The organism is Vibrio sp. L85 (assembly GCF_963871815.1).
Lineage (GTDB): Bacteria > Pseudomonadota > Gammaproteobacteria > Enterobacterales > Vibrionaceae > Vibrio > Vibrio harveyi.
Genome location: NZ_CAWMYL010000084.1, coordinates 26748 through 37270 on the forward strand (window position 1 = coordinate 26748; position 10523 = coordinate 37270).

General features: G+C 40.4%; 15 protein-coding genes. 6 read left to right on the forward strand and 9 right to left on the reverse strand.

Going from position 1 to position 10523, the window contains the following annotated elements; genetic code table 11:
• Window positions 1-90: 90 nt before the first annotated feature.
• Together AACR11_RS08865 and AACR11_RS08870 are read left to right on the forward strand one after the other, a co-directional pair.
• Window positions 91-456: a hypothetical protein gene (locus AACR11_RS08865; RefSeq protein WP_053411081.1), complete on the forward strand. Its 366-nt coding sequence runs from the start codon at window positions 91-93 to the stop codon at window positions 454-456.
• A gap of 9 nt (window positions 457-465) precedes the next feature.
• Complete coding sequence (locus tag AACR11_RS08870; RefSeq protein WP_053411082.1) at window positions 466-888, forward strand: hypothetical protein; 423 nt, start codon at window positions 466-468, stop codon at window positions 886-888.
• A 43-nt stretch (window positions 889-931) separates the two neighbouring features.
• On the opposite strand, the gene AACR11_RS08875 is transcribed toward AACR11_RS08870, so the two are convergent.
• The 4 genes from AACR11_RS08875 to AACR11_RS08890 all read right to left on the reverse strand — a co-directional run bounded on the left by AACR11_RS08875 (window position 932) and on the right by AACR11_RS08890 (window position 4045).
• The gene (locus tag AACR11_RS08875; protein ID WP_053411083.1) at window positions 932-1807 is read right to left on the reverse strand and encodes a hypothetical protein; all 876 of its coding nucleotides are present in this window, start codon (window positions 1805-1807) and stop codon (window positions 932-934) included.
• A 16-nt stretch (window positions 1808-1823) separates the two neighbouring features.
• Window positions 1824-2294 (reverse strand): hypothetical protein, encoded by a 471-nt coding sequence (locus AACR11_RS08880; protein WP_053411084.1) that lies wholly within the window; start codon window positions 2292-2294, stop codon window positions 1824-1826.
• Window positions 2295-2303: 9 nt separating this feature from the next.
• Entirely contained in the window at window positions 2304-2813 is a 510-nt protein-coding gene (locus AACR11_RS08885; RefSeq protein ID WP_053411085.1) for a hypothetical protein, read from the reverse strand.
• A 68-nt stretch (window positions 2814-2881) separates the two neighbouring features.
• Window positions 2882-4045 carry a hypothetical protein gene (locus tag AACR11_RS08890; RefSeq protein WP_053411086.1) on the reverse strand — a complete coding sequence of 388 codons (1164 nt, stop codon included), beginning with the start codon at window positions 4043-4045 and terminating at the stop codon, window positions 2882-2884.
• Window positions 4046-4358: 313 nt separating this feature from the next.
• On the opposite strand from AACR11_RS08890, the gene AACR11_RS08895 reads away from it, so the two are divergent.
• Window positions 4359-4679, forward strand: a complete 321-nt coding sequence (locus tag AACR11_RS08895; protein ID WP_053411087.1) for a hypothetical protein — start codon at window positions 4359-4361, stop codon at window positions 4677-4679.
• A 54-nt stretch (window positions 4680-4733) separates the two neighbouring features.
• Here the strand turns inward: AACR11_RS08895 and AACR11_RS08900 are convergent, their stop codons facing one another.
• Window positions 4734-5147 (reverse strand): hypothetical protein, encoded by a 414-nt coding sequence (locus tag AACR11_RS08900; protein WP_053411088.1) that lies wholly within the window; start codon window positions 5145-5147, stop codon window positions 4734-4736.
• A 312-nt stretch (window positions 5148-5459) separates the two neighbouring features.
• Here AACR11_RS08900 and AACR11_RS08905 point away from each other — a divergent pair, with 312 nt between their 5' ends.
• On the forward strand, window positions 5460-5786 hold the full coding sequence (locus AACR11_RS08905; protein ID WP_053411089.1) for a hypothetical protein: 327 nt from the start codon (window positions 5460-5462) through the stop codon (window positions 5784-5786).
• Window positions 5787-5823: 37 nt separating this feature from the next.
• On the opposite strand, the gene AACR11_RS08910 is transcribed toward AACR11_RS08905, so the two are convergent.
• Entirely contained in the window at window positions 5824-6402 is a 579-nt protein-coding gene (locus tag AACR11_RS08910; protein ID WP_189338761.1) for an OmpA family protein, read from the reverse strand.
• A gap of 488 nt (window positions 6403-6890) precedes the next feature.
• Here AACR11_RS08910 and AACR11_RS08915 point away from each other — a divergent pair, with 488 nt between their 5' ends.
• Together AACR11_RS08915 and AACR11_RS08920 are read left to right on the forward strand one after the other, a co-directional pair.
• On the forward strand, window positions 6891-7775 hold the full coding sequence (locus AACR11_RS08915; protein ID WP_053411091.1) for a DNA replication terminus site-binding protein: 885 nt from the start codon (window positions 6891-6893) through the stop codon (window positions 7773-7775).
• Window positions 7776-7830: 55 nt separating this feature from the next.
• Entirely contained in the window at window positions 7831-8478 is a 648-nt protein-coding gene (locus AACR11_RS08920; protein WP_053411092.1) for a hypothetical protein, read from the forward strand.
• A gap of 66 nt (window positions 8479-8544) precedes the next feature.
• On the opposite strand, the gene AACR11_RS08925 is transcribed toward AACR11_RS08920, so the two are convergent.
• The 3 genes from AACR11_RS08925 to AACR11_RS08935 all read right to left on the reverse strand — a co-directional run.
• Window positions 8545-8763 (reverse strand): hypothetical protein, encoded by a 219-nt coding sequence (locus AACR11_RS08925; RefSeq protein WP_053411093.1) that lies wholly within the window; start codon window positions 8761-8763, stop codon window positions 8545-8547.
• A gap of 9 nt (window positions 8764-8772) precedes the next feature.
• Complete coding sequence (locus tag AACR11_RS08930) at window positions 8773-10083, reverse strand: hypothetical protein (protein ID WP_053411094.1); 1311 nt, start codon at window positions 10081-10083, stop codon at window positions 8773-8775.
• Between the two features lie 118 nt (window positions 10084-10201).
• A partial coding sequence (locus AACR11_RS08935) for a hypothetical protein (RefSeq protein ID WP_189338762.1) occupies window positions 10202-10523 on the reverse strand: 322 nt, incomplete at its 5' end.

The window sequence follows — 10523 nt, forward strand, 5'->3', positions numbered from 1 at the left end:
ACAGAGAAAAGTTTGCTGATTTAAAACTTACTGGTTTTAAATTGTTTTGAGTTTCAATGTCAATATAAAACACAGAGTTAGGTATAAATAATGAACAAAACCCTAAGCACAGTCCTAGTAACTTTGACGTTAGTTTCAGCCCCTGCACTTGCAAAAAAAATCCCCGAGTGGGTTTCAAGCACTCCTACGGGGCAATCTGTTTATTGCGTCCCAGCCGGCTCTAACATCGATATGGCTCGTAAGGTGGCATTGCAGTTCGCGTCAGAAGACCAAGGCCGAGGTTTTAATAAGGTTGATGTTTCTGGTTCAGAGAGTGCTAAAACTATCGCACATGACGGCGCGGTAGACAGCCAATACAACATGAATACTGAAACAATCGCAACCGGCATGAAAAAATCGGTCCAATTGCTCGATGAAGCAATGGTTGATGGTTCTCTATGTGTTTTGGTCAAGTAAGGTGTGAATATGAATTCTGATCAAGGCAAATCAACAGCACCTAACCATATTGTACCTTTGCGCTATCCGGGGAAGGTTGAACGAACTGTTGGCCAAATGCTGGTGGTTTTAACGGGGGGAGCGATACTCTTTTCAATGTGGTACTTCTCTGGTGACATGAACACTTTCGATACTGTTTTATGTTGCTTCCTAACTTGGGTGATTACTGTAATGATTGCCATTGCTCTAAAGGAAATGCCACCAGCGAATGAGTATTCAACCGACCCGTACATCTTATCAGTAGTCCTGATTGCAGCATTCCTTATTGCTCCAGTCCTATCAGATACGGTTGCCCTTTTTTATATGAAGCTACCTTTCTACGCTTTATCCATATTTACAGGGCAGTCACTTGATACCTTTACAAACATGCTTTTTATAGACGTGCAGGGATAAAAAAAGGTGCCAACAATCGGCACCTTTTTTTGTGTTGTTATGTTTAAAACAATCTGTAAGGAGAAACGTTATTTTCCCCATTCTTGATGTAGTACTGATCCCAACCTCGAACATCAAAAGGTACCCGCTTGCCTTGCACCTCGATGTATACCTTTTCTAACTTAACGCCATCCACGACCTTTGCTCGAGCAATTGGATTTATAATCGCATTAATCATGTTTTGTGCATCAGCTTTGGAAGCAGGTTTATAGATCAACGCAACCTTATTACCAACCTTCGCACAGTGTTTACTAAAAGTAATGTCTTTGCCGTCAATTTGTCCATATGCTGTCGTGCTTATGTTGCTTACAGAACAGGTCGGGTTTTCTAGGTTTACAATCCCAAATCGGGCGCCATAGTCTGTGTATTGGTTCTCTCTGTTCGCATATAGTATTGCGATGTAATCATCGTTGGCGCTGAATGCAGGTTTTGGTAATCCATAGAGTGATTCTGACTCTTTAAGCCAGAAGTTATCGAACTGTGTTGGTTCGTTAAACTCAAGGTTATATCCATATTCTGCGCTTGCTACAAAGCCGTCACCATTAAATTTGAGCTGACGACCAGTTAGTTTCTGGTTTAATGAGCCGCGCTCCGGGTCAAGAAATTTAGCTTCTCTCGTTTGGATAGAACCATCACGGTTGAAATATTCTCTTAGGCGGTACAGCCCTTTCTCTAATTTATGTGAGCTTACTGAACCATCATCGAAGTGAGTGTAGTTCTCTTCGGTTTCAGTAACGTAGAACGTTGGCTTTTCTACAGGTTTTCTTTCTTGGATGCAGGGCTCACCCAAACACATTCTAACTGTTTTCTCGCTTGTCGTTGAGCACCCATTTAAAGCCAATAGTGACAAACCGACTACAAACAACCCTTGCTTTTTCATAGTTACATCCGTCTTTTTATTTTAATCCCAGCAAACAACTAATCTTTGTTGCTATTTCATTCTTTTTCTTATCATTTACTTTGCAATAGAACACAGATTCATTCAAATGATCATTGCTTATTACAAAGTAATACTGCTTGTCTAACGCCCCTGTTTCTACAAGGTTAAACTCTTCAAATGGTGCACTCACTTGCTGTTTCTTATCGCCTAGCTTTAGTCCGAAAACCCTACTTTGGATTAGTAAGAGAGTTTTCTCTGTGTTCAGACCAATGTGCTTTCGGTAGCCAAAGGGAATAACAGACATCATGAAAATTGGAATAGCCCAGTTCGGCATCGTATATCCATAGAGCATCGAATGATAAGCGCTGCTTAAGCACACGAACCCTAAAAACCCAGAAAGACATAAGAAAGCTTTAGAAACGGCTGATACGCTAAAACCAAAAACCTTCTGGCCATTTATCTGAGTGTGGAATGGAAGTACTAACATCTTTTCGTCCTAGTGCACTTTTGAGTCTGATGGCATGTCATTTATTAACACTGGCAAGATTACATTATCCAAGACTTGCTGAGCGCATTCTGTTCCTCTTGGCGTAACCTTCGGTGTAAGTAGCTTGCTTCTCAGATTTTTGCAGTCCTCTGATGTCAAGCCAATAGATTCTAACTTAACCTCTTTCGACCATTGAGCTGTTACAAGATGACTAAGTACAGAGTGAACAAAGCCTCGACGTCCAGACGGCATAGTCATGTCATTGCTTTGAGCAATACTGTGTATTGGTACTTCTACATGTGGCAGCTCAACTCTCGGAGATTTGAGTAGTGAGTGAACTTGAGAATTTAATGGTGTGCTTGTTACGCGGCCGCTATGAGTGTCTACCCAAAACTTGAGTTTCGCCACACCTGAATCTGTTTCAGAATTTGCGATCAATGACATCGGATCGCGGTGGTAGTAAACATGTGACACGACAGCAACAGCGAGCATCTGGTTATCGCTCAATTTCTCTAACATCCTTTATTAATTCTCTTCTTCGATTGTTTTTTCCAGTATCAGCTATCATGCATATTGCACAATACCTTTCATTTAACCTGGGCGATGGTGACTCTTTTACCGGTTTTGATTTCAAGCACTTCTACTGCGTCGTCAAAGGACATTTCTGCATCTACTAAAGCGGATAGCATTAATATGATTTGTTCGTCACTAAGGACATTATTCGGAACCACTGTGGCTATTTTCTTAAATCGAGATACATGCCACTTCGTAAACCTACGATAGTAAGCGCCATGATAAGGACCAAATGCTATCGGTTTGACCTCTTCAACTACCTTTGCATTTGGAGAGTATTTCTGAATATTCTTCACCGCTACAGAATCCGCTTCCGCGAGGATGAATATTGATTTTTTTACGCCTTGCAACCCTTTGCTGCTTAACTCACTCAACGATTCATCACCAACAGCACAAGCGGGGATTCGCCTTGCTAACAAGAGACTTGCCAAAATCGGGTCTTCGACAACAAGGAGCCACTCAGACTTTAAATTGACCGGGTGGTTCAAATGACAAGGTGAACTGGGCTTGATGCTAATATCAAAACTAGGTTGGTTTTGTTGGAGGGAATCATTGTAACCCCATAGGAATACATCGTGATTTGGTAGTACCCACGGTACAACTATACCGTTTTTAATCTTGCGTACAGACTTATAAAGGGACGTAGGAAGTCTATCCGTCACAACATTTTGAATTGCTCTACTTGACGGAAGGTACCCAATTGGCGCTTTGAACAGTAATTCCTTCTCCCAACCACTGCTCAATAAAGATTCTATAGCGTCATCATTATCTTTTAGCCACAGACGTAATTGGTCAAGCAGCCATCTGGTTGTAATCGCGGATGATTTTTTAGATTCAGTTTCTGCTTTATCGTGGGGCTCTGCAGTAATGTCAACTATCGGTGGTGACGCAAATCCAGCACTCTCAAGTAGACGTTTAGCTGCCTCTTGTTCTGTTACCTCGTCTAGTAGGCATAACGCGCTTACTAGCGTTGTGTGTTGATGACAGCTATTACAGCGAATGCTTGCGGTACCAAAGTAATGGAAGGCATCATTACCCCAACAAGACGGGCATACGAGGCTACAGGATTTACCATCACTCTTTTCAATCGGTCGCAATCCATTAAACAGATCGTTTCTAGTTAACTTGTACAACGGATAAAACTTTTCGGATAGATACGTATTTAGCCTGTTTGACACTTGCAAACCCTCCTGACTACTTCGTAATCATTATAAAGCGTTTGAAATTGTTTAACAGGTAATATGTGAAAATTCGAGTGGTAGCATTGCACTAGATCAAAAGTAAGAATCACTTGCATTTAGGGTAGTAGAGGCTGATTTAATGCCCTTACATTGCATAGAAAAATCATCACAACTAGAAAAAAATAATTTGATAATAGCCTTAACTGGTTGCCAATTTGCAACTGTCACTTAGTGCGATAGTGCCACACCATAGGCATAGAGAAGCACAATACATGTACTTAATCGTGTATAGAGAATAAGAAAAGTTAATATGAAGCAAACACTTGAAAAACCAGAACAGGAGATGCCTCCATTGGCCATTGAAGATCGTCTAATGGACGCGCAACAAGAAGGGTTCGAGATTGTAGCAGCTATTCGAGGCTTTCGAGTGGCACTTTCAACTCTTGTATATTTTTATATAGAACTTATTGCTAAGAAAAAAGAGCAGGAAGTAGAGATAGGTTTCTGGCCGGGCATGACTGATAACTTAGACAATGCAGTTCAGACGCTCGCTGACATCAAAGACAAACACCCAACTGTTGTGATCATTCCTCCAAAAGACCCGCAGCTACAAAATAACTTGAACACTTGATTTGTTCTATTAGGTTTATTTCAAAAGTTTGTTCCAACCCTAAGCAAATCTGCTTTAGGGTTGGTTTTTAAGGACGCGAACAATTTGCTGGTTTGGGTAGTTACCACAGAAGTACTCGGTAGCCTCTTCTGTCTCTCTGTAAGGTACAAACACAGAGCTGTCCGAAACGCTACAGCACAACTTGGTTCCATCTTCTAGTTTTGAAACGATTGAATATTCTGGCTTGACTGGTAACACAAACAAACATGAATCGTTACCCTTGCCATCCATTTTCGGAGATAGCTCTACCCTGGCGTCAACCGAGGGCCAATCTTGCATTGAAGTAGGCTTTAGAATTGACCAATCCATTTGACGGTCTAAGAATCCATATACCGCATAATTCTGTGTAACGTTGCTAACTACATTCTTAGCAGCCCAGCCAATAGCTAGCCCTAATGCAATTAGTTTTAAATCTATAAACAACTTCACACGACAGCCCCATAGCAAATTGGTTTTAAGATTGTCATTTAGTAACGCTCTTGATTGAAATCGTGGTCATACTACCAAAAACATTAAGAAATTTAACGCTTCAACTATCAAAAAAATTCATATTGATAATTAACTGAATAATTTCTCTACAAAACAGCCTTACCAATTTAAAGACAACTAGTTGATACATCGCGCATAACTTCCAATGACATACGTAATAGGATAATCAAGTCAATGACAAAAGAAGTATGTTGTCATATGATTACACATATAAAACGCTTGTTATTAAAATCGAAGTATTAAGGAGTTAAAATGGTTTCTGCATGGCTTGGAGCTATCAGTGCACTAGACCGTCGTCTAGGTACTGGGAATATGACATTAAAAGAATATATGACGATCGCTTATGTACATGAGCAAACATCTGTAAGTGAAGAAGATTTAGCAATGTTCGCTACTCACAACGAAGATTCAGACTTTGGTAATTCGATAATCAATCGACTGCTTGAGGCTGGTCATTTAACTCGTGATGAAGACACGAACGCGATCATCATTTCAGAACACGGTCATCACGTAATTGATGAAGTCCATCGCTTATGCAAATCAAGGCTTATTCAGCCAATTTTCACAAACCCAAACTAGCTTAAAGGCGCTCAACTGGTTGAGCGCCTTTATATTTCTAGTAAAGCAATTCGACCCTACGGTTTCGCGCTCGAGCTTCATCTGAACTACCAGGATCTGCGGGATGTGTTTCTCCATAGCTCACACAAGTTAACTGTTCTTTTCGTGCTCCTAGAGTTTCGAGCATTTTACAAACATTGTTAGACCGCAGCTGACCAAGCTTTAAGTTAAAGTCGGCAGAGCCTTTCGAATCAGTAAAGCCAGCCACTAAAAGACGGATGCTTTTATCAGATGAAAGATAGTTCACATGCTGCTTGAGTTGTTCATTCCATTTCTGCTCAACTACAGATGAACTAAATGTGAAATAAACTGTGTGTTGAGGTGGTTGCGACAACAGGATTGGTTCTACCCTGTCACTAACTGCCGCTTCAACCGCCAGTTCAATCTGCTCACTTCGAGTCATTTTAGCTGCTTGGTTCTTAGCCATTTGTTCTTGCATGTAATTCTGGTTGTTATCCTCAAACAAGTGTTCAGGACCTGTTAGTTGTCCGACAGATGTCATTGGTTCTTCTTGAGATTCATCTGCTGGTGGCTGAAAAAGGCTACAGCCAGATGTCGATAAGATTAGACTTATCAAAAAACTCGTGTGAACTATCCTCATTTCAAACGTAAACCTCAATCTCCAATAATTTTAATCACATTCTAACGCTTATTATTGAAGGTGAAAACTTTTTTAAATCGATTGTGTTTGGCATGAGAATTGTTAAGTAAAAACAAGTGTATATGGAGATACCACGGGTTTATTTCGAAATGTTTACTGTTTAATGACACGACTGACTTTATAAAACGCTTAGTATTTACATCCTTTTACAAACTAACTGTATTGAAACCGTAATGAAATTTGCAGATAATTAAACACTGCTCGTAGCACTACTACAGACAGTTTTTGAAACTGATATGAAAAAGCAATAATTTCCTATAAATTTAGTGATTTACGTTAAATGTCTTAAAAATTAGACAACATAATTATACAGATTGGGATATTATAAGGTTACAAGTTAGACAAAATGTGTATAGATTACATACATAGCTTTTGGAATGAGTAGTTTCTTAGTAGGTTTATGAATGGCTGATGCAGATTTAAAGATCAAACAAGAACTTTTAAATCAAATGGGAATCATAAATGATCTCTTTGTTGAGTTGAGTGATTCCATAAGTGCATCAGATCTCATTGGTGCGGAAGTCTACAAGCTACCATCAGTTCCAAAAGCAAAAGAACATGTCGATGTTACCGAAATACCAGTCGATACGATAAAAGACGAACTCGCACTTTATGAAGGACTTCGTTCTTACAAAAAATTGTACGGCGAACAAGGTATCTCGACCAAAGTTGTTTTTAGACTACCCGGCTACATACAAGTTGGAAGTTCTAATAGCAACATAAAAGAAATGATCGGCCGCATTAATAAGCATAAGGACTTATTCAAGTCTGCAGTGCTAAAAATAGATGGCCCCAAGAAAAAGCATGACATTGTTCATTCGCTTTTTCCTGGATTGATAACTAAGCAGCTATACCGTAGTTTGTATGCTGTCGAAAACATAAGCTACATGGGCTTTTTCTGGACGAATAAGTTCGTTACGTACAAAACAAACAAGGATGAAGTAATTGCTTCCATTAAGAAGCAAATCAAGCATCCACCTAAAGGGAAAGACCCCAGAGAATGGGAGTCATTTTTGAATGGGGAAGTTACCGATATTCAGCGTCTACCCGCTGGTTCGGAGTTGCGTATCAAACGCCCAGTTAGGGTAAGTGCAGCCGTAAATACTGATTGTGAGGAAACGCCCCAATTAAGCGCGCATCTCCCCATAATTATTGTTCAAGATCAACCCGTAACCGTCAGTCCTCTGTTGGATTACGATTCATCGCTTAGACGATGTGTAAGATCAGACTCAAAGATTGGCGGTAAGCCAATCATAAAAAGGCTACACCTCTACCTAAAGAGGCAGTAATGTCCAAATACACGAAGACCCTAGCCCGATCTTCGATAAAAGAAGTGTGACGAATATGAATAAAGAAATTAGTACAATTGAAGCTAAAGATACCGACACTCTGGCTACTCCAGAGGACATGCTTTCTTACGAAGAAGTTCAGCAGTACGCTCATGAGAACAACATCAAAAGCATGCGTGAATGGTTCGGATTCCATAATGTTCGTAAAGGCGGCACACCTCGTCCACGCAACATTCCGGGAGATCCATCAAAATATTTTGGTCGTAGAGACCAGTGGGTCAGCTGGCCAAGTTTCTTAGGCACTGCAACCAAAGCAACACAAATCATCAAAGATGAATTCTGCGACATGGCAGAATGTAAGAAGTGGTTTGCTGATAACAAAGTTTACACGGTCACTCAGTTTCGTGAAATTTCTAAATCCGGTAAGCGACCAGACTTCATTCCATCAGCCCCTGATAAAAAATACGATGTGAAGTTTTCTGAATTATTGTGCCCTAAAAAATCAGCTTATGTGACTTTTGAAGAAGCGAAGAAGTTAGTCAAAGGCTATGGGTTCAAAAGTTATCTAGAATTTCGTGAAGGTCGCCGTAACGACCCCAAGAACCTGTCTGTGGTGCCATGTAACCCAGACAAGCATTATGACCAAAGCAACGAATGGACTAGTTGGCCAGATTTTCTAGGATACTCTCGCCTAAGAAAGTAAGAATATTTGTCATTATATTACCACAAGTAAAAAGCCACCCTCGCGGTGGCTTTTTTGATCTTCGTACTATTGAAATCTATCAAACAGTTCGTCTTTTAGATTCAACCCTTGTTCAACGATAGCGCTTAGATGACCATCCAAATATGCATTGTCAATTTCAGCTAAGGGCTTTGGTAACACGTTGCCATAATTCATAATACGATCGATAAATGATTCATTCGAACTGGCATAAACACTACTACCGACAATAATAACGAACAACATTGCTAAAACTTTGATTTTCAAACCGACACCTTAATCCGTAGTTACATAACTTGTATATCTGAGACTTAACTTTCTCATTTTCTCGGTATCGCGCAACCGTTCTAATGATAATGGGACATAGACGTTAAACTCAGACTTATCCTTAGTAAACCAAACATACGGTGTAGCCTTATCCCACACAGGAGAAACGTATTCATTTCGGCTGTTACCTGCACCACCAGCGATGCATTGTTTTCCAATCTCATATCCCAACAAAGAGATTTCTGAGCAGACGCGGTATTTAGACAAAGCCTTGAGAACTGCTATCTTATCGGGATCAAGTCGTCCATCAATCTTGTTACTTGCTTTGTCATACGTGACATTATCAACACCATAACCAACTAGATACCTACCGGGCTCTCTTGCATTATCATCCAATTGGGTCACTGTAATCGCATCTTGCAAGCCGGCCACGGCTGTTCCTGGATGGTAAGTGAAAACCTTTTTATTTGTAGAGACACGCGTATCTGGATAGTCACTCCAGTCACCTTCCGAGACTCCAAGCTCCTTTGTCACCCACTCTACAAGATCTTCTGCGCCGTCCGTACTGACTTTCAGCTTTAAGCGAACCCCACTTGTGCCATCACTATTAACAACGGGAACTTGCTGAACAATTTCATATGACACATTCTCTTTCAACTTACCAAGTAAAGCTTTGTACGTAGTTTTCTTGTTTTCTTTGCCAATTTGCTTTAGGTCATACTTACCCTTTTCTGTTAACAAACCTTCTAGAAATTCAGTGTCCACACTTCTCGCCGTTTTGCTTACTGGCAGGCGACTAATCAATTCAACAATTTCGTTCCGCTTACTCTGACGCTCTTTTAATTTAGCCACATCAATGCTATCGCCATTGAGTACATAAGATTCGAAGCGTTCATCATCAACAATCAATTGTTCTAGAACCTGCTGAACCTTTTTATCAAGGTACATTTGTTTCAATACCTTGTCTGCCAGTTCGGTATCGATGACAGCCTTAACAGATACGGTTGCACAAGTACCCTCTTCACTGACACAGGCGCCGATGGATTCATCTGTGCGTCTAGAGCTAATTGTCGCGCCATTTAACAACCAGCTCGCCCGACTTAGATACCCATTGCTATCCATGCTCTTTATTGATAACACTCTATCGGTAACCTGCTCACTGATACTTTCAAAGGCTTTTTGTTCTGCTATAGACTTTGCTGAGTTTATGCTATCGAATTCACCAAGTTGATAAACACCAGTCCCCGTAAATTGGATTTCTTGAGCTAATAGCCCTGATGAACAAAGCGAAAGCACTGAAATTAGGACAACTTTCTTCATAAACTTAAATCACATTCCTTTATCTAATTAACAATATGAAAACACACATCAATCCTTCCGCAATAGCAAAAATGAAAAAAGCCAGAGCAATGCCCTGGCTTAATGGTTTTATTCAACCCTATTTTTCAATGGAAAGATTACTACCCTTTGATTCACTGTTATATAAATAATGGTTCTCACCGGTTTGCGTGTTCTCTAACTTCACGGATTCCATGCCGAAGTTAGTACCACTGGCTACCTTGGTAAATTCTTCACCACCAATTTCCAACTTACTACCGTTTTCGGCTTGCATCATATCCTTGAAACCATCAGCGGTAACATCGATACGATCTGGAGCACCATTAGTACCAGCCACTGTTTTAGAATCTATCGACACGGATGAATCACCACCCTGACCTTGCGCGGCATTACCAGCATTAGCAGGTGTTGTCGTGCCTTGG